Below are 24,298 nucleotides of genomic sequence, written 5' to 3' on the forward strand. Positions count from 1 at the left end.
GCGTCTAGAAGGGCCCCATGACCTCCCTTCGCGCCGCCACCGTCCAGTTCCACCACGCCGCTGGCGACAAGGCCGCCAACCTGGCCACCGTCCAGGCCTTCGTCGCCCGGGCCGCCGCCCGGGACGTCAAGATCCTGGCCTTTCCCGAGATGTGCCTGACCGGCTACTGGCACTGCCGCGACCTGTCGCTGGACGGCTGGCGGGCCCTGGCCGAGCCCGTGCCCAGCGGGCCGTGCAGCCAGGCCCTGCTGAGCCTGGCCCGCGACCACGACATGGCCATCGGGGCCGGGCTGGTCGAGGTCGCCGACGACGGCCGGCTCTACAACACCTATGTCGTCGCCCTGCCCGACGGCCGGGTCGAGCGGCACCGCAAGCTGCACGCCTTCGAGAGCCCGCACGTCAGCAGCGGCGACGGCTTCACGGTGTTCGACACCCCGTTCGGCGTGCGCCTGGCCGTGCTGATCTGCTGGGACAACAACCTGGTCGAGAACGTCCGCGCCACCGCCCTGCTGGGGGCCGACGTGCTGCTGGCCCCGCACCAGACCGGCGGGACCGCCTCGCGCAGCCCGCACGCCATGGGGGTGATCGATCCGGCCCTGTGGCGGAACCGGGCCCGCGACCCGGAGGCCCTGCGCGCCGAATTCCAGGGCGACAAGGGGCGCGGTTGGCTGTTGCGCTGGCTGCCGGCCCGGGCCCACGACAACGGCCTGTTCGTGCTGTTCAGCAACGGCGTGGGCGAGGACGCCGGCGAGGTGCGCACCGGCAACGCCATGATCCTGGACCCCTACGGCCGCATCGTCGCCGAGACCGACGCCATCGACGACGCCATGGTCGTCGCCGACCTGGATCTGGACCTGTTGCCGCTGTCGACCGGGCGGCGCTGGATCCGCGGCCGCCGGCCCGAACTCTATGGCGTGCTGACCCAGCGCCAGGGCCACGAGCTCTCGCCGCTGGAGGCGCGGTTCTCGACCGAGCCGGTGGCGCGTTCGTTCTAGCCCAGCGGCCTAGCCCAGCAGCTGGAACGCCGCCTGGCTGACCAGGCCCAGGGCCAGCCACAGCCCAAGCCCGAGGATGATGAACACCGGGCGCGGCGGCCGTCGGCCCCGGTAACCTTGAAGTTCATGTCGCGCCATGCCCAACCCTCCGGGAACGCCATCGCGTTCAACGGAGTCAGCAACGAGCGCGGCCACAAAAAAGCTGCAAGTGTTAACGCGACCGTGATCGGTTATCCCCAACTGGGGGTAGATGCTCGGCGCGCTTTGAGGCCGCCCCACACGCGCTCCCCCCCTTTTTCACCGTCATCCCGGGCCTTGTGCCCGGGAACCCTGGTTCAGCCGACGGTGAAGTAAATTGGCGCGCCAGCGCCCACCCCTCCGCACCTGCGGCGGAGAGAGGGTTCCCGGGCACAAGGCCCGGGATGACGGTCGTTGAGGGGGTGAGAATGACTTCGAATCTCTCCGCCCTTGCCGCGGACAAAGAAAAAGGGCGGGACCTCGCGGTCCCGCCCTCTCTTTGTTTCAGCCTAAGCCGACAGGACTTCTTAGAAGTCCATGTCGCCCATGCCGCCCATGCCGCCGCCGGGAGGGCCGCCAGCGCCGCCGCCCTTCTTGGGGGCTTCGACGATCGCGGCTTCGGTGGTGATCAGCAGGCCGGCCACCGAGGCGGCGTCTTGCAGCGCGGTGCGGACCACCTTGGCGGGGTCGATGACGCCGTCGGCGATCAGGTCGACATACTGCTCGGTCTGGGCGTTGAAGCCGAAGGTGGCCGAGTCGTTCTCGAGCACCTTGCCGACCACGATCGAGCCTTCGACGCCGGCGTTTTCGGCGATCTGACGGATCGGGGCCTGCAGGGCGCGACGAACGATCGCGATGCCGGCGGTCTGGTCGTCATTTTCGCCGACCAGGGTCGCCAGGGCCTTGGAGGCCTTCAGCAGCGCCACGCCGCCGCCGGGGACGATGCCTTCTTCCACGGCCGCGCGGGTCGCGTTGAGGGCGTCGTCGACGCGGTCCTTCTTTTCCTTCACCTCGACTTCGGTCGAGCCGCCGACGCGGATGACCGCGACGCCGCCGGCCAGCTTGGCCAGACGCTCTTGCAGCTTTTCCTTGTCGTAGTCCGAGGTGGTGTCTTCGATCTGCTTCTTGATCTGCGAGATGCGGGCCTCGATGGCGTCCTTCTCACCGACGCCGTCGACGATGGTGGTGTCGTCCTTGGTGATGGTGACCTTCTTGGCCTTGCCCAGCATGTCGAGCGACACGTTCTCGAGCTTGATGCCGAGGTCTTCGCTGATGACTTGAGCGCCGGTCAGGATGGCGATGTCTTCCAGCATGGCCTTGCGGCGATCGCCGAAGCCCGGAGCCTTGACGGCGGCGACGCGGAGACCGCCGCGCAGCTTGTTGACCACCAGGGTGGCCAGGGCTTCGCCCTCGACGTCCTCGGCGATGATCACCAGCGGACGGCCCGACTGGACGACGGCTTCCAGCACCGGCAGCAGCGGCTGCAGCGACGAGAGCTTCTTTTCGAACAGCAGGATGAGCGGCTCTTCGAGCTGAACTTCCATCTTGTCGGCGTTGGTGATGAAGTACGGCGACAGGTAGCCGCGGTCGAACTGCATGCCTTCGACGACGTCGAGTTCGGTCTCGGCGGTCTTGGCTTCCTCGACGGTGATGACGCCTTCGTTGCCGACCTTGTCCATGGCCTTGGCGATCATCTCGCCGACGTCCTTGTCACCGTTGGCCGAGATGGTGCCGACCTGGGCGATCTCGGTGTTGGTGGTGACCTTCTTCGACGACGCCTTGATGGAGTCGACGACGACGTGGACGGCCTTGTCGATGCCGCGCTTCAGGTCCATCGGGTTCATGCCGGCGGCGACCGACTTGAGGCCTTCCTGCACGATGGCTTGCGCCAGGACGGTGGCGGTGGTGGTGCCGTCGCCGGCCTTGTCGTTGGTCTTCGAAGCGACTTCGCGGATCATCTGCGCGCCGAGGTTCTCGAAGCGGTCAGCCAGTTCGATTTCCTTGGCGACCGAGACGCCGTCCTTGGTCGAGCGCGGGGCGCCGAAGGACTTTTCGATCACGACGTTGCGGCCCTTGGGGCCCAGGGTCACCTTCACCGCGTTGGCGAGGATGTTGACGCCGCGCAGCATCTTGTCGCGCGCGTCCGAGGAGAAATAAACGTCTTTAGCGGCCATGTGAGAGCCCTTCTAAAAGAGAAACTTAGGAGTCGAGAGCGGGTCGAACGGGAGAGGCGGTTAGGCCTCGATCACGCCCAGGACGTCGCTTTCCTTCATGATCAGCAGGTCTTCACCGTCGACCTTCACTTCACTGCCCGACCACTTGCCGAACAGGATCTTGTCGCCGGCCTTCAGGTCCAGAGCGACGACGTCGCCCTTGTCGTTGCGGGCGCCGGGGCCGACGGCGACGACTTCGCCTTCCTGCGGCTTTTCCTTGGCGGTGTCGGGGATGATGATCCCGCCCTTGGTTTTGGTTTCTTCTTCGACACGCTTCACGAGGACGCGGTCGCCAAGAGGACGAAACTTCATTGGGGTCTTCTCCGTCGGGACGGTTAGAATTACGGTTCGCCGGCAGGGGGAGCGTTGCTGTTAGCAGTCGCTCCCGCCGAGTGCCAGCGCCGGGCAGGAGTTAGGACCGGGGGTTGGGGGAGTCAAGGACGACGCCTGCCGATTTGCTGTGGGTGAATCACACCCGCCCGAACCGACCATCAGGATAGGGATCAAAGAAGACGCCATGAAGACGCTCCGCCCCTTCGCCATCGTCGCCCTGGCCTCGGCCGGCCTGCTCGCGCTGAGCGCCTGCGCCACGCCCGGCGCCCCTCCGCCGGCCCGGACGGTCACCGACACCGACGCCGGCCCGATCGAACTGACGCCCGGCCAGGGGCTGGAGATCGCCCTGCCGCTGAACGCCGGCACCGGCTACGCGTGGCGGCTGGACCGCGAGGCTCCGGCCTGGATCCTGGCCGGCGGCTCCAGCCGGGTGACCGACGCCAAGATGCCCGGCGGGCCGGTGACGACCCTCTACAGCTACCACGCGGCCGGGCGCGGCAAGACCGACCTGTCGTTCACCCTCAAGCGCCCGTGGGAACCCGACAAGCCGGACGACCGCAAGGTGGTGTTCCAGGTCAAGGTGCGGTGATGATCGACCATGTCAGCCTGACCGTCCGCGACATCGACGCCAGCCAGGCCTTCTACGACGCCGCCTTCGCCCCGCTGGGGATCGCGGTCGTCTATCGGGTCAGCGCCGAGGAAAGCGGAAGCGTCGCCTATATGGGCTATGGCCCGGCCGCCGACGGCCGCGACGTCCAGGCCGGCAAGCCCAGCTTCTGGATCGCCGGCGGCGCCGAGCAGGTCGGCCCCATGCACATCGCCTTCGTCGCCAAGACCCGGGCGGCGGTCGACGCCTTTTACGCCGCGGCCCTGGCGGCCGGCGGAACCGACAACGGCCCGCCCGGCGTTCGGCCTCACTATCACCCCAACTACTATGGAGCCTTCGTGCTCGACCCGGACGGCCGCAACGTGGAAGCGGTCTGCCACGCGCCCGCCTAGAGCATTTTCGAGTGAAGTGGATTCCGGTTCGCGTGAAGAAAATGCGCCAAAACAAAAATCTAGAGCCCCGGCCTGATGCAATCAGGTCGGGAAACGCTCTAGTGGGCATGGAGAGATGATGTCGAGCTACGGTCTTTCGCTCGTCCTGGCGGTGGTCGCCTGCGTGATCGGCGGCGTGTTGGGCGGGCTGGCCCTGGCGCGGCCGGGCTCGGCGCCGGGCCTGGCCGGCGGCGACGCTCCCCCGAGCGCTCCCGACGCCGGCGCCCTGGCCCAGGGCCGGGCGTTCGGCGGCCTGCTGATCCTGTCGCACGCCACGGCGGCCCTGTTCCTGGGCTACCAGTCCAGCGTCGGGGCGGCCATGGCCTTCGCCCTGGCCATGGCCTGGCTGGGCGCGGCGCTGGGTCGGACCGCCTCGCTGCTGATCGACAAGGCCGGCGGCCGCCTCAACCTTAGCAACCTGGCCTTCGAGGTGCTGATCGCCGCCACCCTGTCGCTGCCGTTCTTCAACGCCGGCCGCCTGGTGGTGCGCGGCTCGGGGATGCTGGTGTAGGGCGCCAGATTCACCATCGTCGTCATCCCCCGCTTTATGCGGGGGACCCAAGCCGAGCCGGCCCCAGCCTTATCTTGCACGGCCACTTGGGTCCCCCGAACAAGTCGGGGGATGACGGCGGAGGTCAGTGAAAATCCCGACTCCTCTGCAGCCGCCCCGACACCTTCTGGCGCATCGTCGGGGCCGGCGCGTCGGGGGCCTCCTTCATCCGCGCCAGCTGCGCCGACAGGTCGGTGAAGCCCTCGGCGACCACGTGGATCACCCCGTCGGCGGCCTGGACCTTGCCGTGGACGACCAGGAACGAGGCGCTCATCACCGTGCGGCGGTGGGCGTCGAAACAGTCCTTCCAGACCACCGCATTGGCCACGCCCGTCTCGTCCTCCAGGGTCAGGAACACCACGCCCTTGGCGGTGCCCGGCCGCTGGCGGATCAGCACCAGCCCGCCGACCGACACCTTGCGGCCGTTCCGGATCCCCGCCAGCCGCTCGGCCGGGACCGCGCCCAACTCGCTCAGCATCGGTCGGAAGAAGCCGCAGGGGTGGGCCTTCAGCGACAGGCTGGTGGTGCGGTAATCCTCGGCCACCTGCTGGGGCAGGCCCATGGCCGGCAAGGCCACGGCGTCCTCGAACAGCGGCAGGCCGGCCAGCAGCGGGGCCTGGGCGTCGACCTTGACCTCGCCCTTCAGCCCCTTGACCGCCCACAGGGCGTCGCGCCGCGACAGGCCCGTCGAGGCGAAGGCGTCGGCCTCGGCCAGCAGTTCCAGGGCCCGCTGCGAGACCCCGGCCCGGGCGAAGTCGGCCGGCGCGCGGGCCCCGGCGTCGCGGGCGGCCATGATCAGATCGGCGTCGAGATCGGCGCCCTCCGGCTTTTCCTTCTTCTTCAGCCCCTTGATCTGACACAGGCCCAGGCGGACGGCCTTCCAGCGCGGGCGGGTCTTGGGGTTGAACAGCTTGTCGGAGGCGATAGGGCGCTCCGACGGACCTGATGTTTCAAAAGCCCTGTCATCCCGGACGAGCGCGGAGCGCGAAGATCCGGGACAGCCGGAAGCGCGGCGCTCCGGATCGGTCCCGGATAACGGCTGCGCCGTTTCCGGGATGACAGATCTGGTTTGGGCCCGCTCTTCTCGATCTTCCAGCGTGCAGTCCCAATCGCTCCTCAGCACGTCCGGGGGCCGCACCTCGACCCCGTGCTCGCGCGCGTCGCGCACCAGCTGGGCCGGCTGGTAGAAGCCCATCGGCTGGGAGTTGATCAGGGCCGCGCAGAACACGTCCGGCCAGGCCCATTTCATCCAGGCCGAGACATAGACCAGCTTGGCGAAGCTGGCCGCGTGGCTTTCCGGGAAGCCGTAGGAGCCGAAGCCCTCGATCTGCTTGAAGCAGCGGGTGGCGAAGTCGCGCTCATAGCCGCGCGCCACCATGCCCTCGACGAACTTGTCACGATATTGGCCCGGGTCGCCGTCGTGCTTGAAGGTGGCCATGGCCTTGCGCAGGCCGTCGGCCTCGTCGGGGGTGAACTTGGCGGCCTCGATGGCCAGGCTCATGGCCTGCTCCTGGAACAGCGGCACGCCGTAGGTGTTGCCGAGGATGCTCCGCAATTCGTCCGGCGGCCCGTGCTCGGGCGACGGCGCGGGGAACTCCACCGGCTCCTCGCCGTTGCGTCGCCGCAGGTAGGGATGGACCATGTCGCCCTGGATCGGCCCGGGCCGGACGATCGCCACCTCGATGACCAGGTCGTAGAACCTGTTGGGCCTCAGCCTCGGCAGCATCGACATCTGGGCCCGGCTCTCGACCTGGAACACCCCCACGCTGTCGGCCTTCGACAGCATGTCGTAGACGCCCTTCACCTCGGTGGGCACGTCGGCCAGGTCGGTGATCGGCACGCCGTGGTCGGCGCGCAGCATGCCGAACCCGCGCTGGATGGCGGTCAGCATGCCCAGGGCCAGCACGTCGACCTTCATCAGGCCCAGGCTGTCGATGTCGTCCTTGTCCCACTCGATGAAGGTGCGGTCCTTCATCGCCGCATTGCCGATCGGCACGGTTTCGTCCAGCCGCCGCTTGGTCAGCACGAAACCGCCGACGTGCTGCGACAGGTGGCGCGGGAACTGCAGCAGCTCGGTGGCCAGGGCGATGGCCCGCTGGATCTGCGGATTGGCCGGGTCCAGCCCCGTCTGCCGGATGTGCTCGTCGGGCAGGCCGTCGCCCCAGCTGCCCCAGACGGTGTTGGCCAGGATGGCGGTGATGTCCTCGGTCAGGCCCAGGGCCTTGCCGACGTCGCGGATGGCGCTGCGTGGCCGGTAGTGGATCACCGTGCCGCAGATGGCGGCGTATTCGCGGCCGTAGCGCTCGTAGACATATTGCATCACCTTCTCGCGATGCTCGTGCTCGAAGTCGACGTCGATGTCGGGCGGCTCGCCGCGGTTCTCGGAGATGAAGCGGGTGAACAGCAGCCGGTGCTCGGTGGGGTCGATCGCCGTCACCCCCAGGCAGAAACAGACCGAGGAATTGGCCGCCGAACCCCGCCCCTGGCACAGGATGCCCATCTCCCGCGCCTCGCGGACGATGTCGTGCACGGTGATGAAGTAGTTGGGATAGTCCATCTTGGCGATCAGCCGCAGCTCCTCGCGCAATTGATCAGCGACCTTGTCGGGCACGCCTTTCGGATAGCGCCGGGCCGCACCTTCCCAGGTCAGGTCGGTCAGGTGCTGCATGGCCGTCTTGCCGGGCGGCACCGGCTCGTCGGGATATTCCTCCTTCAGGTCGCCCAGGTCGAAGCCGATGCGCTCGACGATCTCGACCGTACGCTCGACGGCGGCGGGCCAGCGCTCGAACAGCCGGGCCATCTCGGCCGGGGTCTTGAGGTGGCGCTCGGCGTTGGCCTCCAGCCGGAAGCCGGCCTCGGCGATCGTGCAGCCCTCGCGGATGCAGGTCAGCACGTCCTGCAACGGCCGCCGCTCGGGGCCGTGATAGAGCACGTCGTTGGTGGCGACCATCGGCGCGCCGGCCGCCTGGGCCAGTTCGGCCAGGCGCGCCAGGCGCTTGAGGTCCTGGGCGGCGTAGGGCCGGCTGGCGGCCAGCCAGACCCGGCCGCGCAGGTCGCCGGCCATGCGGACCAGGTCGGCCTCGAAGGCCGCGTCCAGCCGGGCCGGCGGCGCGACCAGGGCCAGCTGGCCGTCGGCGTGCTCCAGGAAGTCCTTCCAGAACAGGTGGCACTCGCCCTTCTTGGCCCGTCGCTGGCCGACGGTCAGCAGCCGGGTCAGGCGCGCGAAGGCCTCGCGGTCGGACGGGTAGCACAGCAGGCTGGGCGTGCCGTCGGCGAAGTCCAGGCGGCAGCCGGTCAGGGCCCGGACCTTCAGTTTCTTGGCCGCCGTCCAGGCGCGCACCACCCCGGCCAGGGTGTTGCGGTCGGCGACCCCGACGGCGGCCAGGCCCAGACCCTCCGCGGTCTCCATCAGCTCCCAGGCCTGGGACGCGCCGCGCAGGAACGAGAAGTTGGTGGTGGTTTGCAGTTCGGCGTAGGCGTGGGTCATGGATCGACACCTGCCCCCACCTGGTCGCTACGCGACCTGTCCGCCCCCATAGGGGGCGGAGCCCTATGGGGGAGGAGGGCCGAAGGCCCGGAGGGGACAAGTGCGCGGGAACGCGATTGGGGACAGGCACATGTGCCTGTCCCCGTCCGTGGCCCGAGCGCGCCATTACCCAAACAGGCCATGCAACCACCACTTCGGGGCGTCATCCCCGCCGTACAGCCCCTGCCGATAGATCCAGAACCGTCCCCCCGCCTCGTCCTCCACCCGGTAATAGTCGCGGATCTTGCCCGGCCCGACGCCGTCGAAGGCCTTGCGCCACCATTCCTGGCCGATGCGCTCGGGACCCTCGGCCCGGCGCACGCGGTGGCGCTGGCCGCGCCAGGTGAAGTGGGCCGGCGGCTCGTCGGGCAGCTGGGCCAGCACGGTGATCGGTTCGGGACGGCGAAACAGCCGGGTCGGCCGGGGCCGTTCGGGATCCCAGCTCGCCTCGACCGCCGGGGCCAACGGCGCGCGGCGGACCACCGAGCGTTCGGGCACGTGGCTCTCGTAGGGATCGGCCCGCCAGACCCGGTCCTCGCCCAGGCGGTTGACCAGCCGGTCGACCAGCGGCGCCAGCCCCTCTTCCAGGCTGACTCCGCCGCCGGTCTCCAGGCTACGCTGCGCCACCGACAGCGGCTCGACGTCGGCGGCCCACAGGGTGACGACCTCGATGCCGAAACCGGGGTCGACGGTCTCCAGCTTGGGCTTCAGCAGGCGGGTGATGCGGGCGGCGTCGCGGCCGGGGCGCGACAGGCCGATGCGCACCGGATAGTCGCGGCCGTCCAGGCGGTGGAACACCAGCTCGAACCGCCGCGCCCCCTGCCCCTCGGCCTCCAGCCGGGCGCACAGCAGGGCCGTGATGTCGCCGGCCGCCCGGCCCAGGTCGTCCAGCACGCTGATCGGCTCGGCGAAGGCCAGGCGGTCGAACCACGGGGTGACCGGCCGGCGGAAGGCCAGGGCCTCGCGCGACGCCCCCAGGGCCTGGTCGATGCGCAGCACCGTGCCCGCCCCGAACCGCCGGGTCAGCTGAGCGCGGGGCAGGGCCAGCAGCTGGCCGACGTGGAACAGGCCCAGGCGCGGCAGCTGGGCCTGGGCGGCCTCGTCCAGCCGCAGGGCCGCGACCGGCAGGGTGGCCAGCAGCGGGGCCTGGCCGCCGGGCGGGGCGATGGTGCGGTCGGGGGCGAAGCGGGCCAGGGCCCAGGCCGCGCCGGGGGTGTCGGCGATCGCCCCCCGGGCCGGCGCGCCCCAGCGCGCCAGCCGGGCCAGCAGGTCGTCCAGCATCGCGCCCTCCCCGCCCCACAGGTGGGCGACGCCCTCGATGTCGAGGAACAGCCCGTCCAGCCCATCGATGGCCACGGCCGGCGAGAACCGCACGCACCAGTCGCTCAGCACCTCCAGGGCGGCGCGGTCGCCGTCGGGGTCGTGGTCGGCGGTGACCAGTTCGGGGCACAGGGCCGCGGCGTCGGCGGCCTTCTGGCCGACGTGCAGGCCGAAGGCGGCGGCCGCGTCGTCGACGGCGGCCAGGCGGCGGGTTCCGGCCTCGGAGGCGACCAGGGCGACGGGAACAGGTCCTCCCCCTGTGGGGGAGGTGTCGGCGAAGCCGACGGAGGGGGGAGGATTAGGCTTCTGGCGAGTGGCGGGATCAACCTTCCCAAGACTCCCCCCACCGATCGCCACGCGATCGCCTCCCCCAGAGGGGGAGGACCTGACGTCACCCGGCCTGTCGGAGCTCGAACTCTTCCGCAACCACGTCGTGATCGGCCAGTTGCGACACCAGACGGAAAGGATGCGGGCCATGGTCGGCCTCCGATTGCTCCAAGATCCAGGCGCCGGGACGTCCGCCCCGGCAGCGTTCGAGTTCCACCCGCCAGCGCGGCGGGCCCAGGCCGGGCTCGCCCGGCGGCGGCTGGCTGGGGGCGGCGGCGATGCGCCAGCGGGTGTGGGCGGCCGAGCCGGAGACCTCGCGGGCTTTACCCACCGGACCGCCATAGGGCCGCCGGCGCAGCAGGATCCCCGTCGCCCCGCGCCGCTCGCAGGCCAGTTGCAGGCGGCGGCCGGCCTTGAGGTCGGGGGTCTCCGCCTCGCCCACCGCCGCGACCACACCCACCGTGGCCAGGGCGTCTTCCAGCACCGCCAGCACCTCGGCCTCGTCGCGGGCCTTGACCAGGATCAGCCGGCCGGCCGGAAAGCCCAGGCCCGCCAGCCCCGGGACATGCAGGTCGTCACGCCGCATCACCCAGACCACCGCGCCCGAAGCGGCCAGCGGCCGCAGCAGCAAGGCGGAGAACGCCGCCAGAGCCGCGCTGGTCTCGTCCTCCAGCCCGGCGCCGCCCACCTCGTGCCAGCCGCCGCGTTGCAGGCCGCCGGCCGGGAAGCAGCCGTCGATGCGCGGATCGCCGAACGGCAGGACGGCGGATGGAGTCCGAGTCCCCGCCTGCATGGCGGCGATCTGGGCTCTCAAAGCCGGAAGGGCGGTGGTCGCCCCGGCCATCTTCTCATCTCCAATGTTCCACTTTTGTTCTGATCTTCCAGGCTTGGAGAGTCAAGCGGAGCCCGTCATGGTGCGTCAAACGGCCGTATGAAGCCGCCGGGAGCCCCCATGCCCATCACGCGCGTCCTGATCGCCAACCGCGGCGAGATCGCCATCCGCATCGCCCGGGCGGCGGCCGAGCTGGGGATCGCCAGCGTGGCGGTCCATGCGACCGACGAGGCCGGCGCGCCGCACGTCCTGGCCGCCGACGCGGCGGTCGCCCTACCCGGCGCGGGGCCCCGGGCCTATCTCGACCTCGCCGCCGTCATCGCCGCCGCCCAGGCCGCCGGCTGCGACGCCCTGCATCCCGGCTACGGCTTCCTGGCGGAGAACGCCGCCCTGGCCCGGGCCTGCGCCGCGGCCGGGATCATCTTCGTCGGCCCCAGCCCCGAACATCTGGAGACCTTCGGCGACAAGGCCGCCGCCCGGGCGCTGGCCGAGGCGCGCGAGGTCCCGCTGCTGGAGGGAACCGGCGCCCTGGACCTGGCCGGGGCCCAGGGCTTCTTCGCGCGCCACGGGCCGATGATGTTGAAGGCGGCGGCCGGCGGCGGCGGACGCGGCATGCGACCCGTCCGCGACGCCGACGCGGTCGAGGCCGCCTTCGCGACCTGCGCCCGCGAGGCCCAGGCGGCGTTCGGCGACGGCACGCTCTACGCCGAGCGGCTGATGGAGCACGCCCGCCACATCGAGGTGCAGGTCGCCGGCGACGGGGCCCACGTCGTGGCGGTCGGCGACCGCGACTGCTCGCTGCAACGCCGCCGCCAGAAGCTGGTCGAGATCGCCCCCGCCCCCCACCTGCCCGACGCCGTCCGCGCCGCCCTGTTCGACGCCGCCACGCGCCTGACTGCCGGCTACCGCACCCTGGCGACGGTGGAGTTCCTGGTCGGGCCAGATGGCGACTACGCCTTCATCGAGGTCAACGCCCGCCTGCAGGTCGAGCATACGGTCACCGAGGAGGTGACGGGCGTCGACCTGGTCCGCGCCCAGTTCGAACTGGCCGGCGGCGCCAGCCTGGTCCAGGTCGGGCTGGCGACCACGCCGCACGCCCAGGGCTATGCGGTCCAGGGCCGGGTCAATCTGGAGAGCCTGGCCGCCGACGGCGCGCCCCGCCCCTCGACCGGCACGATCACCGCCTATCAACCGCCGGGCGGCCCCGGCGTGCGGGTCGACGGCTGCGGCGCGGCGGGGCTGGCGGTCACCGGGACCTATGACAGCCTGCTGGCCAAACTCATTGGCCGCGGCCGAACCGCCGCCGAGGCGGCGGGCCGTACGGCGCGGGCCCTGGCCGAGTTCCGCATCGACGGCGTCGACACCACCATCCCACTGCTGCGCGCCCTGCTGGCCGAGCCGGCGACGCACGAGGGGACGGCGACCACCGACTTCATCGACCGCGAGGCCGGGCGGCTGTTCGCGGCCGCTTCGGCCCTGGCCCCGGCGCGCACGATCGCCGAACCCGTCTTCGCGATCGAAGAGGGCGCGATCGCCGCCCCGCTCCAGGCCCTGGTCGGGGTGATCGAGGTGGCGGTCGGCGACCTCGTCCGGCCCGGCCAGGCGGTGATGGTGCTGGAGGCCATGAAGATGGAGCACCTGGTCCACGCCGAGGCCGGCGGCCGGGTCGTGCGCATCGCGGTGGCGACCGGCGACCCGGTCCAGGCCGGCCAGCCCCTGCTCTATCTGGAACCGGCGCAGGTCGAGGCCGGCGCGGCCCTCGCCGCCGAGGCGGTCGACCCCGACGCCCTCCGTCCCGACCACGCCGAGGTGGTCGCCCGCCACCGCTTCACCCTCGACGAGGCCCGGCCCGAGGCGGTGGCCAAGCGCCGCAAGACCGGCCACCGCACGGCGCGCGAGAACATCGACGACCTGGTCGATCCCGGCAGCTTCCTGGAATACGGGGCCCTGGCCATCGCCGCCCAGAAACGCCGGCGCTCGACCGAGGACCTGATCCAGGCGACGCCCGCCGACGGCCTGATCACCGGGATCGGCAGCGTCAACGGCGCGCTGTTTCCGCCGGACAAGGCCCGGGTCGCGGCCCTGGCCTACGACTTCACCGTGCTGGCCGGCACGCAGGGGGCGATGAACCACCGCAAGAGCGACCGGCTGCTGGCCATCGTCGCCGAGCAACGCCTGCCGGTGGTGTGGTTCGCCGAGGGCGGCGGCGGGCGGCCGGGCGACACCGACACCACGGCGGTGGCCGGGCTGGACGTGCCGACCTTCCGCAGTCTGGCCGCCCTGTCGGGCCTGGTCCCCAAGATCGCCGTCGTCGCCGGCCGCTGCTTCGCCGGCAACGCCGCCATCGCCGGCCTGTCGGAGATCATCGTCGCCACCCGGGACTCCAACCTCGGCATGGGCGGCCCGGCGATGATCGAAGGCGGCGGGCTGGGGGTGTTCAAGCCCGAACAGATCGGTCCGGCGACCCACCAGTGGGCCAACGGGGTCATCGACCTGCTGGCCGACGACGAGGCCCACGCCACCCGGCTGGCCAAGCAGGCGCTGTCCTATTTCCAGGGCGCGGTGAAGGACTGGACCTGCCCCGACCAGCGGCTGCTGCGGCGGGCGGTGCCGGAGAACCGGCTGCGCGTCTACGACGTCCGCGCCCTGGTCGCAGGGCTGGTCGACGACGGGACGTTCCTGGAACTGCGCGGCGGCTTCGCGCCCGGCATGGTCACCGGCCTGGTCCGCGTCGAGGGGCGGCCGATGGGCCTGATCGCCAACGACCCGCGCTGGCTGGGCGGGGCGATCGACGGCGACGGGGCCGAGAAGGCCGCGCGGTTCCTGCAGCTGTGCGACGCCTTCGGCCTGCCGGTGCTGAGCCTGTGCGACACCCCCGGCTTCATGGTCGGCCCCGAAAGCGAGGACGCCGGGGCGGTGCGCCGGGTCAGCCGGCAGTTCATCGCCGGGGCCAAGCTGCGCACACCGCTGCTGACCGTGGTCACCCGCAAGGGCTACGGCCTGGGCGCCCAGGCCATGGCCGGCGGCAGTTTCCACAGCCCGCTGTTCATCGCCGCCTGGCCGACCGGCGAGTTCGGCGGCATGGGCCTGGAGGGCGCCGTGCGGCTGGGCTACCGCAAGGAGCTGGAAGCCGAGAGCGATCCGGTGAAGCAGAAGGCGCTGTACGACCAGCTGGTGGCGCGGCTCTATGCGGCCGGCAAGGCGACCAGCATGGCCAGCGCGCTGGAGATCGACGCGGTGATCGACCCGGCCGACACCCGGCGGTGGATCATCGGCGGGCTGGACGCGGCGGCGGGAACGGTGAGGCCGTGGGAAGTGCGGGTGGACAGCTGGTGACGTCGCGACTCGCGCGGGCCGAACTGCCGGTCGACACCGCCGCCCTCGCCCGCTTCCTGATCGGCAAGACGGTCGTGCGCGAGACGCCTGAGGGCATGATCAGCGGGCGCATCGTCGAGACCGAGGCCTATGTCGTCGGCGACGCGGCCAGTCACACCTTCCGGGGCATGACGCCCCGCACCCGCCCGATGTTCCTCGAGCGTGGACACGCCTATGTCTATCTCAACTACGGCACGTCCTGGATGCTGAACGTATCGAGCGAGGCGGCCGGGATCGGGGCCGGCGTCCTGATCCGGGCGCTCGAACCGTTGGAAGGGATCGCGATCATGCGGGCCAATCGCGGGACCGACCGGCTGCGCGACCTGGCGCGAGGCCCCGGCCGGCTGGCCAGGGCGTTGCGGATCGCGGCCTGGGCCGACGGGCTGGACCTGTGCGCCGAGGGGCCGCTCTGGCTCGGACGAGGCGACGCCGATCCCGACGACATCGGCCAGGGCGTCCGGATCGGCATCACCAAGGATGCGGACCGGCTCCTGCGCTTCTATGTACGCGGCAACCCCTTCGTCAGCGGGCCGAGATCGCTGAATGTCTGAATGCCCATGACCATCGCAAAACCTCTGCCAGACATCGCCGGTCCCGGTCTGTCCGTCATCTTCTGCGGGCTGAATCCGGGGCTGTCCGCCGCCGCCTCGGGTCACCATTTCGTCGGTCGCGGCAACCGGTTCTGGCGCGTGCTGCACTTGGCGGGGTTCACCCCCGGCCAGATCGCCCCGGAGGATGACGCGAGCCTGCTGGCCCATGGCCTCGGCGTCACCAGCGTGGTCGGGCGGCCGACCGCTGGGGTCGATGACCTGGCGCGCGCCGAGTTCGTGGCCGCCGCCGCCCGCTTCGAGCCCTGGATCCGGCGCCATGCGCCACGCCATGTCGCCTTTCTCGGCAAGGCGGCCTATGCAGCCATGATGGGTCGCCGGTCCGTGCCTTGGGGCCAGCAGGTCGACCCCTTTGGCGGAGCCGTCGCCTGGGTTCTGCCCAATCCGAGCGGCCGCAACCTCGCCTTCAGCCAGGACGCCCTGGTGGCGGCCTATCGCGAACTGCGCTTGTCCGCCGAGCACGACGCCGCTGGGAGATTGAAATGACCGAAGTCGAAGTCGTCACCGAAGGCCCGGTCTGGACCGTGACCATCAACCGCCCGGAGAAACGCAACGCGGTCGATCCCGACACCGCCCTGCAGCTGCGCGCGGCCTTCGACGCCTTCGAGGCGGATCCGGAAGCCGCCGTGGCCATCCTGACCGGCGCGGGCGGGACGTTCTGCGCCGGCTTCGACCTGGCGGTCGCCGCCTCGGGCGGGGGCGAGCGCTACGACCCCGAGGCCGAGGGCCCGATGGGGCCGACGCGACGCCTGCTGTCCAAGCCGGTGATCGCCGCCGTCGAGGGCCACGCGGTGGCCGGCGGGCTGGAGCTGGCCCTGTGGTGCGACCTGCGGGTGGCCTCCGAGAGCGCGGTGTTCGGGGTGTTCTGCCGGCGCTGGGGCGTGCCGCTGATCGACGGCGGCACCGTGCGGCTGCCGCGCATCGTCGGCCAGGGCCGGGCGCTGGACATGATCCTGACCGGCCGGGCGGTCGAGGCGGCCGAGGCCCTGGCCTGGGGCCTGGCCGACCGGGTGGTCGCCGCGGGCCAGGCCCTGGCGGCGGCGCGGGAACTGGCCGCCCAGATCGCCGCCTTCCCGCAGATCTGCCTGCGCGCCGACCGCGCCTCGGCCTTCGCCCACTGGGACTTCACGCTGGACGAGGCCCTGCTGGGCGAGGCGCGCGGCGGGGTCGAGCCGCTGCGCAAGGAGGCCCGGGCGGGCGCGGCGCGGTTCCGGGACGGGGCCGGGCGTGGCGGGACGTTCGAGGACAGCTGATCCCGAAACCGCGTCCGGCGCCAAGGCTTCGCCCTTCACGGAGAAGTTCCCTGTCTTGGCTCAAACCGCATAGCCATCCGCTCGCTCAGGTGGAAAGCTCCACATATAACGCGGGAGGCGATCATGTGCCGGCGAACCTGGGACGGTATCGAGCATTTCGGGACCCTGGACGGCGAGGGCGCGCCCTGGCCCGGCGTCGAACGCTGGACGACGGCCCAGCTCGAACTGAAGGCCGAGATCGAGGGCGAACGCCGACAGGACCGCCAGATCTCCGACAGCACCGGACGGCTGGTGGCGCGGCTGGTGGCGTCGCGACGGACGCAAATGGCGTAGAAACAGGGTCCTCCCCTGTGGGGATGCGCCTTGCGTCCCCCTTCCCCCGCGCTAGTCTCGCGCCATGACCCATCGCCTCCTCGCCCGCCGCGCCCTGCTGATCGGCGCCGGTCTGCTGGCCGCCTTCCCGGCCGCCGCCCAGGTCGCCCCGGCCCCGGCGCCCCAGCCCGCCCCGAAACCCGTGGCCAAGCCGCCCGTCCGGGTCGCCCTGGAGACCCCGCAGGGCCGCATCGTCATCGAACTGGCCGTCGCCCAGGCCCCGCTGACCACCGCCAATTTCCTGCGCTATGTCGACCGCAAGCTCTATGACAAAGCGACGTTCTTCCGCGCCTCGCGCGCGCCCGGCGCGGTGGAGTACGGCCTGATCCAGGGCGGGCTGCAGAACGTCGGGGCCCTGCCTCCCGTCGCCCACGAGCCCACCACCCAGACCGGTCTCAAGCACCTGGACGGCACGGTCTCGATCGCCCGCACCGCGCCCGGCACCGCCACCTCGGATTTCTTCATCTGCATCGGCGACGCGCCCTATCTCGACGCCAACCCGGCCGCGCCCGGCGACAACCTCGGCTTCGCCGCCTTCGGCCAGGTGGTCGAGGGCATGGACGTCGTGAAGAAGATCCTGGCCCTGCCGACCCCGGGCGTGGCGATCAACCCGGTGATGAAGGGCCAGATCCTCGACCCGCCGGTGCCGATCACCTCGGCGCGACGGGTGGCCCTGCCGCCCGTCGCGGCTCCAACCGCCTAGAACTCGCGCGTCAAGCCGACCTCGACCCGACGCCGGGTGAAGCTGTTGAGGACGATCGTCGAGTCGTTGCGGGCCATCGACAGCGCGACAAACGGGAAAGCGCCCTTCAGCGTCCAGTCGCGCTTGGAAAGCCGGGTGACCACGCCATACTCGCTGTCGATCCGCCGCTTTCCGAACGCCGGCGCCAGGCCGTCGAACCGTCGATGCATCACATAGGGCTCGACATAGGCCAGGGTGGTGAACGGCAGGGGATACAGGCGCCCCGCCGCCAGCTGGACCTGGTCATAGGCCTCGGTCGACGACCGAGCCTCGCGCGCCGTCAGCGAACCGCTGGCCCGCCACAGCGAGGTTGGCCCCAGATACCGGGTCCGCGCCAGCTCCAGCCCGTAGAGTTCGCCGTCGCGACCGTCGTTGATCCGCGCATCGACCAGGTCGAAGCGCGCCGCACCCACCCAGCGGATGTTGTCGCGGGTCGACAGCTCGCCCTCGACCCTCAGGCCCCGGCTGGTCTCCAGCAGCGCGCCGCCGTACCAGCGGCCGTTGACCGCCGCCTGCAGGGTGACCTGGGCGCGGGGTGACAGCGTCCATTCGGGCCCGGCGCGCAACGACAGGAAGGCGTCGTCGAAGTCGCCGCCGGGAGCGTCGGTCACCGCTCCGACCAGGGCCGCGCGCACCGCCCTCCGCCCGTCCAGCCGAAAGCGCCGCTCCACCCCGCCCTGGGCCGAGACCGTGACGCCGCTGCGGCGGCGGGCCTTGTCGTCCAGCTCGAACGGCAGACCGAACAGCTCGATCCGCGAGGCGTTGGTCGCGCCGTTGACGTTGCTGTCGGGGGCGACCGACGCCCCCGCCCAGAAGCGCCAGCGCCGACGCTGCTGGATCTGCTCCAGGCGAAGATTGGCGATGCGGGCCCGTCCCGGGTCCAGGGCGCCGGCCAGGGACAGGCGATAGGCCAAGGCGGCCGAGACGTCGCGCCCGGCGGCGAAGTGCAGTTCGGCGACCTGGAAGCGGGCCAGGGCGTCGGCCGCGTCGCGGGTCAGATGCCCTTCCAGAAGGGCCAGGGCCTCGGGCTCGCGACCGGTCAGCGCCATCAACTGGGCCCGCAGGCGCACGACATCGGCCCGGTCAGCCAGGTCGGGGCGGGTGTCGATCAGGTCGAGCGCCTGGCGATAATCGCCGGCCCGGATGAACAGTTGCAGCGCCGTCGCGAAGGCCTGGTCGCCGGAGAGCGTCACGACGCCCGCGCCGGCCTCCCGCGCCTCTTCGGATTGGGCCCGGGCTGGGCCGGGCGCCAGGACGATCGCGGCGGCCAGGGCGGCGAAGGCCGCCCGACCGCCGAGTCTCAAGGCTTGCGGCCCATCACCGCCACGCCCTGCATCCAGGCCGCGCTGGTCGACATGTTCAGGTCATAGGCCAGGCCAACCTCGTCGGCGTTGGGACCGAAGAACGTGCCCTGCACCGTGCCGCTCAGGCCCGGCCCGCCGCTGCCGGGGGAGATCGGGGCGTTGAACGGGGCGGTGGCCGTGCCGCTGAAATTGGCCGTGCCGCTGATGATTGAGGCGGTAAAGCTGAAGCTAGGGTCGTTGCCCAAAGAACTTGCAGGGTTGCCCGTCAGGCTGTGATTGCGGAAGTTCGAGGTCGATCCGCTCAATGCGCCGGACGCGAAGTTGGCGGTCATCTGGATGTCGCTGGTGGTGCCATACAGGTTGTTGGAGGCCGTGGAGACTAGGCCGCGCGTCTCGCCCTCGAACCGCGCCGTGCCGGTGGTCGGTATCGAAGCGCGCGGCGTCTGCAGTCCGACCGTCAGATAGGCCAGCTGGACCTGGGTGGCGCTGACGTCCCGCTCGAACGACACCATCTGCACATAGTCGAGACTGTTGGCGAAGGCGTTGCTGATATCCAGGACGTAGAAAGCTTCGCCCCGACCGCCAACGGTCTGGGTCGCGACGCGGTAGGTCCCGTAGACGTCGCCGCCCGCCGTGAAGCCGCCGAAGCCGCGCTCGTAGCCGTCGGGGCCGTAGCGGACGGTGTAGCGGTCGTCGGCCGTGCTGGCCGTGCCCTGGCTGTCGTAGACCACGGAGATGTCCGAAGCGACATTGTTGAGGCGGCGCACGGTCGTGGTCCCGCTACCGGCGGTGACCGCGGCCGACGGGCCGATCCAGACCACGGCGCTGGCGCTCGAACCGGCCGGCGGTCCAGGCGGGGTCGGCAGGGCGGGCGGGGCCGGCGGGACCGGCGGGACCGGCGGCGTGACCACGCCGCCTACCGGTCCGCCACCACCACCGCCGCCGCCGCCACAAGCTGTCGCCACGCTCGCCATCAACAGGATGGCGGCGGTCACCAAGACCCGATTACGCAAGACAACCCCCAAGTATAAATTACAGATCTAATCTAGCTTCACCGTAGGCGCGACCGCAAGTTGATCTTCGAAAAGTTCTTGTGACGCCTCCCTCCCGCCACCTCCCGCCAGCCTGCTGACACCAGCTGTCAGCAGACCCTCTAGCCGCCGGGCCCGCCAGCCCTTACCTTCCAGGACATGGCCCGCTCCCCCAAGACCGACGCCCCCCCGGAAGACCTGGGCGGTGTTTCAGACGTCTCCGCGCCCTTCATCCATGACACCGCCCTGGCGATGGAGGGCGTGCCCACGCCGGCGCTGTGGCAGCCGCACCGTCCCGCGCGCCCGGAAAAGTCCGAGGGCGGCCGCCGCTTCAAGCTGGTCAGCGACTACCAGCCGGCCGGCGACCAGCCGACCGCCATCGCCGAGCTGGTGGCCGGGCTGGACGGCAAGGAAAACGATCAGGTGCTGCTGGGCGTCACCGGCTCGGGCAAGACCTTCACCATGGCCAAGGTCATCGAGGCCACCCAGCGCCCGGCCCTGATCCTGGCCCCGAACAAGACCCTGGCCGCCCAGCTCTACAGCGAGTTCAAGAGCTTCTTCCCCGACAACGCGGTCGAGTATTTCGTCAGCTATTACGACTACTACCAGCCGGAAGCCTACGTCCCGCGCACCGACACCTATATCGAGAAGGACTCGTCGATCAACGAGCAGATCGACCGCATGCGCCACTCGGCGACGCGGGCGATCCTCGAGCGCGACGACGTCATCGTGGTGGCCTCGGTCTCCTGCATCTACGGCATCGGCTCGGTCGAGACCTACACGGCCATGACCTTCAGCCTCGAGGTCGGCCAGGTCATCAACGAAAAGCAGATGATGGCCGACCTGGTCGCCCAGCAGTACAAGCGCAACGACGCCGCCTTCGAGCGCGGCACGTTCCGCCGCCGCGGCGACACCATCGAGATCTTCCCCGCCCACTACGAGGACCGCGCCTGGCGCGTCAGCCTGTTCGGCGACGAGGTCGAGTCCATCGCCGAGTTCGACCCGCTGACCGGCAAGAAGACCGGCGACCTGCCGTCGATCAAGGTCTACGCCAACAGCCACCACGTGACGCCGCGCCCCACCCTGCGCCAGGCGATCATCAGTATACGGCAGGAACTGAAGGAACGCCTCGACTGGCTGGTCGCCAACGGCAAGCTGCTGGAGGCCCAGCGCCTGGAGCAGCGCACCACCTTCGACCTGGAGATGATCGAGACCACCGGCTCCTGCGCCGGCATCGAGAACTACAGCCGCTACCTCTCGGGCCGCAAGGCCGGCGAGCCGCCGCCGACCTTCTTCGAATACATCCCCGACAACGCCCTGCTGTTCACCGACGAGAGCCACCAGACGGTCCCGCAGATCGGCGCCATGTACAAGGGCGACCGCAGCCGCAAATGGACCCTGGCCGAGTACGGCTTCCGCCTGCCCAGCGCCCTCGACAACCGCCCGCTCAAGTTCGAGGAGTGGGACGCCATGCGGCCGCAGTCGGTGCACGTCAGCGCCACCCCGGCCAAGTGGGAGCTGGAGCGCGCCGGCGGGGTGTTCGCCGAGCAGGTGATCCGCCCCACCGGCCTGATCGACCCGCCGGTCGAGGTCCGCCCGGTCAGCAAGGACGGCGCCTCGCAGGTCGACGACGTCATCGACGAGATCCGCCAGACCTCGGCCAAGGGCTACCGCACCCTGGTCACCGTCCTGACCAAGAAGATGGCCGAGGACCTGACCGAATACATGAACGAGCAGGGCATCGGCGTGCGCTACATGCACTCCGACGTCGACACCATGGAGCGCATCGAAATCATCCGCGACCTGCGGCTGGGCAAGTTCGACGTGCTGGTCGGCATCAACCTGCTGCGCGAGGGCCTCGACATCCCCGAATGCGGCCTGGTGGCCATCCTCGACGCCGACAAGGAAGGCTTCCTGCGCTCGGAGACCAGCCTGATCCAGACGATAGGTCGGGCAGCGCGCAACCTCGACGGCAAGGTCATCCTCTATGCCGACCGGATCACCGGCTCGATGGAGCGGGCGATGGGCGAGACCGAGCGCCGCCGCGAGAAGCAGCACGCCTACAACCTCGAACACGGCATCACCCCCGAGAGCGTCCGCCGCGACATCAAGGACATCATGAACTCGCCCTACGAGCGCGGCGACCGGGTGACGGTGCCGATCGGCGGCATGGGCGAGGGCGACGACAAGCCGTTCACCGGCGACAACTTCAAGTCGGCCCTCAAGGACCTCGAGGCCCGCATGCGCGAGGCCGCCTCCAACCTCGAATTCGAGACCGCCGCGAGACTGCGCGACGAGATCAAGCGCATGAAGCTGATGGACCTGGAATTCGCCAACGAGGCGCTGACGGGGGCCGGCGAGGCGGTCGACAAGTCGATGCCGGCCCGGGTGCGCAAGGAGCTGCGGGCGGAGCAGGCGGAGGCGTTCCGGAAGGCGCGGTTGTAGGGCTAGGCTTAGAATTGAAGAAGAAGCGCGGAAGAGCGATTTGTCGCGAGCGAGCTTCACACGACAGGCCCAGCAAATGAGTTCCTGAAGATAAACCCGATAGCGAGATGACTACGAGTGCAACTCGTGATGAGCCTTAATAAGGCTAGACCGAAAAGCTGCTAAAGACGCGGGCACGGCGCGCTTCAAATCGCGAGCCACGCCGCTCCTGGCGATGGCGGCGGAAATCGAGATGCTATCGCTCTCGCGATAGTCTGGGCATTTAGCTGCTGCAGGTCCGACCGGTCGTAGGGCCTCTCTTAGACGCTCCTTCGCTGCCACAATATAGCCGGCCTTTGCGGCTTCTATTTTGAGCTTACGCCAGCAAGGCCTGACAGCGGACACCTCATCCGGGAAAGCCAAAGGACTGGCCTGCCACGAGATGAAAGGCCGCCCCCCCCTTTTTGCGAGGAAGGGCGACAAGAGGGGCTGGGCCGTCACCCTTCAGGGCCCTTTACGAAGGGGCCCCTCACCTAAAGAGGTCATACTGATGCGGCTCCGATCGCCAGTGCGCGCGAACGTGCTCCAGCCGCCGAAACCTTGTCCGGGTATAGGCTCGGACATGCACCGTCTTCCTCGGCTCGATGGCGTTGGCCATGAGCATTCTCCATTCACCGAATAACGGGTTTGGCCCGCCGCCAGACTCGCAAGCGAGCCGCTCGCGTTGGTGGCTCCGGCAAAGCCGGTTAGGTGAAGAAGTGGGTGACGACCCGCGTTCATGTTTAGTTCGAGTCGGTTGGCGCGCAAAATCCGTAGCCTATAGCCCGTGGTTTGGCGCTGCCGAATGCGTTTCCATCACGGCATGGAAATCGACCGCCTAGCTCCAAATGAGACTCATAGTCTGTGGATCAGCGCCCTCGGTCGCTGGCAGGCTCGCGCTCATGGATAGGATCGCGCTCAAGCAGTTAGGCCGGCGGATCGCGGCGCGCCGCGAAGCCCTGGGCTGGACCGAGGATCGCCTCCTGGCCATCGAGGCCGGCGAGCACGACCCGGCCTTCACCACGCTCTGCCGGATCGCCCGCGCGCTGGCCTGCCCGGTCGCCGCCCTGCTGGAGGGCGACCTTGCGGACTGAACGCCTACCCCACCCCCGCCACCAGCTCCGAGACCCGCACGCCCAGCGTCCGGGCCAGGCCGAAGATCGTCGTGGCGCTGGGGTTGCGTTCGCCGCGTTCGAGGAAGCCGACATAGTTGCGGTGCAGGCCGGCGCGCTCGGCCAGGGCTTCCTGACTGAGGCCCAGCGCCTTGCGATGGCGGCGGATTTCGCGCCCCAGGGCGATGAGATCGTCTTTGTCGGCCACGCCGGACCGTTGCCTTGGTCGGCGTCACGTTCTACATACTGACAGTGTGTATTTTCAGCCTCGGAGCAAAGACTGCAACGATGAGACGCACTGGCGACACCCACCCCGTCGACCGCCACGTCGGCCAGGCCGTGCGGCTGCGGCGCAAGGTGCTGGGCGTCAGCCAGCAGGCGCTGGCCGAGCGGCTGGGGCTGACCTTCCAGCAGGTGCAGAAGTACGAGACCGGCGCCAACCGGATCAGCGCCTCGGCGCTGCACGGCATCGCGCAGGCGCTGGCGGTCCCGGTGTCGGCGTTCTTCGACGGCCTGCCGGCGGCTCCGGCCCGCGACGGCGGCGACGACGAGGCCATGGGCCGGGCGCTGGTGACGCGGATGCTGACCGCGCCCGGCGGCGTCGCCCTGGCGGCCGCCTGGCTGGACCTGCCGCCCGGCCCGCTGCGCGTGCGTCTGGCCCGCCTGGCGGAGGCGGTGGCCGAGGTCCTGCGGGCGCACCGTGCGCCGGTGGCCTGACGTCCTGCTGCTGGTCCCCGCCGGCCTGGTCGCGGCGGGGGTCGTGGGCCAGGCGGCGCTGGCCGAGCCGCGCGCGGCGACCCTGCTGTGGACGGCGCTGGCGGCCCTGTCCTGCGCGGCGCTGCTGGCCGCCCTGGCGCTGGGGCGGCGGGGCTGAGGGGGCCGCCCC

General features: G+C 70.5%; 23 protein-coding genes. 14 read left to right on the forward strand and 9 right to left on the reverse strand.

Annotated elements, in window-relative coordinates; all coding sequences use genetic code 11:
* Positions 1-17: 17 nt before the first annotated feature.
* Positions 18-995, forward strand: coding sequence for a nitrilase family protein (locus tag PMI01_RS06635; protein WP_007665927.1), 978 nt, complete (start codon positions 18-20; stop codon positions 993-995).
* Positions 996-1,004: 9 nt separating this feature from the next.
* On the opposite strand, the gene PMI01_RS27770 is transcribed toward PMI01_RS06635, so the two are convergent.
* From PMI01_RS27770 to groES, 3 genes are all read right to left on the reverse strand, one after another.
* On the reverse strand, positions 1,005-1,133 hold the full coding sequence (locus PMI01_RS27770; RefSeq protein ID WP_007665929.1) for a hypothetical protein: 129 nt from the start codon (positions 1,131-1,133) through the stop codon (positions 1,005-1,007).
* Between the two features lie 407 nt (positions 1,134-1,540).
* A complete protein-coding gene (groL, locus tag PMI01_RS06640) occupies positions 1,541-3,187 on the reverse strand; it encodes a chaperonin GroEL (protein ID WP_007665931.1) in 1,647 nt (548 codons plus the stop codon).
* 60 nt (positions 3,188-3,247) lie between these two features.
* Positions 3,248-3,538 carry a co-chaperone GroES gene (groES, locus tag PMI01_RS06645; protein WP_007665932.1) on the reverse strand — a complete coding sequence of 97 codons (291 nt, stop codon included), beginning with the start codon at positions 3,536-3,538 and terminating at the stop codon, positions 3,248-3,250.
* A gap of 205 nt (positions 3,539-3,743) precedes the next feature.
* Between groES and PMI01_RS06650 the strand changes: the two genes are divergently transcribed.
* From PMI01_RS06650 to PMI01_RS06660, 3 genes are all read left to right on the forward strand, one after another.
* Positions 3,744-4,148, forward strand: coding sequence for a protease inhibitor I42 family protein (locus tag PMI01_RS06650; protein WP_007665934.1), 405 nt, complete (start codon positions 3,744-3,746; stop codon positions 4,146-4,148).
* On the forward strand, positions 4,148-4,558 hold the full coding sequence (locus PMI01_RS06655) for a VOC family protein (protein WP_007665936.1): 411 nt from the start codon (positions 4,148-4,150) through the stop codon (positions 4,556-4,558). Before PMI01_RS06650 ends, PMI01_RS06655 begins: the two co-directional genes overlap by 1 nt.
* A gap of 118 nt (positions 4,559-4,676) precedes the next feature.
* The gene (locus PMI01_RS06660) at positions 4,677-5,108 is read left to right on the forward strand and encodes a DUF4345 family protein (protein ID WP_007665938.1); all 432 of its coding nucleotides are present in this window, start codon (positions 4,677-4,679) and stop codon (positions 5,106-5,108) included.
* Between the two features lie 124 nt (positions 5,109-5,232).
* On the opposite strand, the gene PMI01_RS06665 is transcribed toward PMI01_RS06660, so the two are convergent.
* The 3 genes from PMI01_RS06665 to PMI01_RS06675 form a co-directional block, all read right to left on the reverse strand.
* Positions 5,233-8,634 (reverse strand): error-prone DNA polymerase, encoded by a 3,402-nt coding sequence (locus tag PMI01_RS06665; RefSeq protein ID WP_007665939.1) that lies wholly within the window; start codon positions 8,632-8,634, stop codon positions 5,233-5,235.
* A 165-nt stretch (positions 8,635-8,799) separates the two neighbouring features.
* Positions 8,800-10,350: a DUF6504 family protein gene (locus PMI01_RS06670; protein WP_007665941.1), complete on the reverse strand. Its 1,551-nt coding sequence runs from the start codon at positions 10,348-10,350 to the stop codon at positions 8,800-8,802.
* Between the two features lie 34 nt (positions 10,351-10,384).
* A complete protein-coding gene (locus PMI01_RS06675; protein WP_007665942.1) occupies positions 10,385-11,164 on the reverse strand; it encodes an ImuA family protein in 780 nt (259 codons plus the stop codon).
* A 108-nt stretch (positions 11,165-11,272) separates the two neighbouring features.
* Here PMI01_RS06675 and PMI01_RS06680 point away from each other — a divergent pair, with 108 nt between their 5' ends.
* The 6 genes from PMI01_RS06680 (at position 11,273) to PMI01_RS06705 (ending at position 17,463) form a co-directional block, all read left to right on the forward strand.
* Positions 11,273-14,488: an acetyl-CoA carboxylase family protein gene (locus tag PMI01_RS06680; protein WP_007665945.1), complete on the forward strand. Its 3,216-nt coding sequence runs from the start codon at positions 11,273-11,275 to the stop codon at positions 14,486-14,488.
* Positions 14,485-15,078: a DNA-3-methyladenine glycosylase gene (locus PMI01_RS06685; protein WP_007665947.1), complete on the forward strand. Its 594-nt coding sequence runs from the start codon at positions 14,485-14,487 to the stop codon at positions 15,076-15,078. The genes PMI01_RS06680 and PMI01_RS06685 overlap by 4 nt, the downstream gene beginning before the upstream one ends.
* Entirely contained in the window at positions 15,079-15,621 is a 543-nt protein-coding gene (mug, locus tag PMI01_RS06690) for a G/U mismatch-specific DNA glycosylase (protein ID WP_238537014.1), read from the forward strand.
* A complete protein-coding gene (locus PMI01_RS06695; RefSeq protein ID WP_007665952.1) occupies positions 15,618-16,388 on the forward strand; it encodes a crotonase/enoyl-CoA hydratase family protein in 771 nt (256 codons plus the stop codon). Before mug ends, PMI01_RS06695 begins: the two co-directional genes overlap by 4 nt.
* 123 nt (positions 16,389-16,511) lie before the next feature.
* Positions 16,512-16,721 (forward strand): hypothetical protein, encoded by a 210-nt coding sequence (locus tag PMI01_RS06700; RefSeq protein WP_007665955.1) that lies wholly within the window; start codon positions 16,512-16,514, stop codon positions 16,719-16,721.
* Between the two features lie 64 nt (positions 16,722-16,785).
* Complete coding sequence (locus PMI01_RS06705; protein WP_007665959.1) at positions 16,786-17,463, forward strand: peptidylprolyl isomerase; 678 nt, start codon at positions 16,786-16,788, stop codon at positions 17,461-17,463.
* Here the strand turns inward: PMI01_RS06705 and PMI01_RS06710 are convergent.
* Both PMI01_RS06710 and PMI01_RS26020 read right to left on the reverse strand, forming a co-directional pair.
* Positions 17,460-18,806, reverse strand: coding sequence for a surface lipoprotein assembly modifier (locus PMI01_RS06710; RefSeq protein ID WP_007665966.1), 1,347 nt, complete (start codon positions 18,804-18,806; stop codon positions 17,460-17,462). The genes PMI01_RS06705 and PMI01_RS06710 overlap by 4 nt on opposite strands.
* The gene (locus PMI01_RS26020) at positions 18,803-19,819 is read right to left on the reverse strand and encodes a transferrin-binding protein-like solute binding protein (RefSeq protein WP_157223701.1); all 1,017 of its coding nucleotides are present in this window, start codon (positions 19,817-19,819) and stop codon (positions 18,803-18,805) included. Before PMI01_RS26020 ends, PMI01_RS06710 begins: the two co-directional genes overlap by 4 nt.
* A gap of 177 nt (positions 19,820-19,996) precedes the next feature.
* Here PMI01_RS26020 and uvrB point away from each other — a divergent pair, with 177 nt between their 5' ends.
* Positions 19,997-22,282 carry an excinuclease ABC subunit UvrB gene (uvrB, locus tag PMI01_RS06725; RefSeq protein ID WP_007665970.1) on the forward strand — a complete coding sequence of 762 codons (2,286 nt, stop codon included), beginning with the start codon at positions 19,997-19,999 and terminating at the stop codon, positions 22,280-22,282.
* A gap of 920 nt (positions 22,283-23,202) precedes the next feature.
* Positions 23,203-23,394: a helix-turn-helix domain-containing protein gene (locus PMI01_RS06730; RefSeq protein ID WP_007665971.1), complete on the forward strand. Its 192-nt coding sequence runs from the start codon at positions 23,203-23,205 to the stop codon at positions 23,392-23,394.
* Positions 23,395-23,398: 4 nt separating this feature from the next.
* On the opposite strand, the gene PMI01_RS06735 is transcribed toward PMI01_RS06730, so the two are convergent.
* Entirely contained in the window at positions 23,399-23,620 is a 222-nt protein-coding gene (locus PMI01_RS06735; RefSeq protein ID WP_007665973.1) for a helix-turn-helix domain-containing protein, read from the reverse strand.
* A gap of 80 nt (positions 23,621-23,700) precedes the next feature.
* On the opposite strand from PMI01_RS06735, the gene PMI01_RS06740 reads away from it, so the two are divergent.
* Together PMI01_RS06740 and PMI01_RS26995 are read left to right on the forward strand one after the other, a co-directional pair.
* Positions 23,701-24,129, forward strand: coding sequence for a helix-turn-helix domain-containing protein (locus tag PMI01_RS06740; protein ID WP_007665976.1), 429 nt, complete (start codon positions 23,701-23,703; stop codon positions 24,127-24,129).
* Entirely contained in the window at positions 24,113-24,286 is a 174-nt protein-coding gene (locus PMI01_RS26995) for a hypothetical protein (RefSeq protein WP_007665978.1), read from the forward strand. Before PMI01_RS06740 ends, PMI01_RS26995 begins: the two co-directional genes overlap by 17 nt.
* The last annotated feature ends 12 nt before the right edge of the window (positions 24,287-24,298 follow it).

This window comes from Caulobacter sp. AP07 (genome assembly GCF_000281955.1).
GTDB lineage: Bacteria > Pseudomonadota > Alphaproteobacteria > Caulobacterales > Caulobacteraceae > Caulobacter.

Bases quoted from the DNA above. Each gene is read 5' to 3' on its own strand.
- PMI01_RS06635 (WP_007665927.1), top strand. From the start codon at position 18: ATGACCTCCCTTCGCGCCGCCACCGTCCAGTTCCACCACGCCGCTGGC.
- PMI01_RS27770 (WP_007665929.1), bottom strand. From the start codon at position 1,133: ATGGCGCGACATGAACTTCAAGGTTACCGGGGCCGACGGCCGCCGCGC.
- groL (WP_007665931.1), bottom strand. From the start codon at position 3,187: ATGGCCGCTAAAGACGTTTATTTCTCCTCGGACGCGCGCGACAAGATG.
- groES (WP_007665932.1), bottom strand. From the start codon at position 3,538: ATGAAGTTTCGTCCTCTTGGCGACCGCGTCCTCGTGAAGCGTGTCGAA.
- PMI01_RS06650 (WP_007665934.1), top strand. From the start codon at position 3,744: ATGAAGACGCTCCGCCCCTTCGCCATCGTCGCCCTGGCCTCGGCCGGC.
- PMI01_RS06655 (WP_007665936.1), top strand. From the start codon at position 4,148: ATGATCGACCATGTCAGCCTGACCGTCCGCGACATCGACGCCAGCCAG.
- PMI01_RS06660 (WP_007665938.1), top strand. From the start codon at position 4,677: ATGTCGAGCTACGGTCTTTCGCTCGTCCTGGCGGTGGTCGCCTGCGTG.
- PMI01_RS06665 (WP_007665939.1), bottom strand. From the start codon at position 8,634: ATGACCCACGCCTACGCCGAACTGCAAACCACCACCAACTTCTCGTTC.
- PMI01_RS06675 (WP_007665942.1), bottom strand. From the start codon at position 11,164: ATGGCCGGGGCGACCACCGCCCTTCCGGCTTTGAGAGCCCAGATCGCC.
- PMI01_RS06680 (WP_007665945.1), top strand. From the start codon at position 11,273: ATGCCCATCACGCGCGTCCTGATCGCCAACCGCGGCGAGATCGCCATC.
- mug (WP_238537014.1), top strand. From the start codon at position 15,079: ATGCCCATGACCATCGCAAAACCTCTGCCAGACATCGCCGGTCCCGGT.
- PMI01_RS06695 (WP_007665952.1), top strand. From the start codon at position 15,618: ATGACCGAAGTCGAAGTCGTCACCGAAGGCCCGGTCTGGACCGTGACC.
- PMI01_RS06700 (WP_007665955.1), top strand. From the start codon at position 16,512: ATGTGCCGGCGAACCTGGGACGGTATCGAGCATTTCGGGACCCTGGAC.
- PMI01_RS06705 (WP_007665959.1), top strand. From the start codon at position 16,786: ATGACCCATCGCCTCCTCGCCCGCCGCGCCCTGCTGATCGGCGCCGGT.
- uvrB (WP_007665970.1), top strand. From the start codon at position 19,997: ATGGCCCGCTCCCCCAAGACCGACGCCCCCCCGGAAGACCTGGGCGGT.
- PMI01_RS06730 (WP_007665971.1), top strand. From the start codon at position 23,203: ATGGATAGGATCGCGCTCAAGCAGTTAGGCCGGCGGATCGCGGCGCGC.
- PMI01_RS06740 (WP_007665976.1), top strand. From the start codon at position 23,701: ATGAGACGCACTGGCGACACCCACCCCGTCGACCGCCACGTCGGCCAG.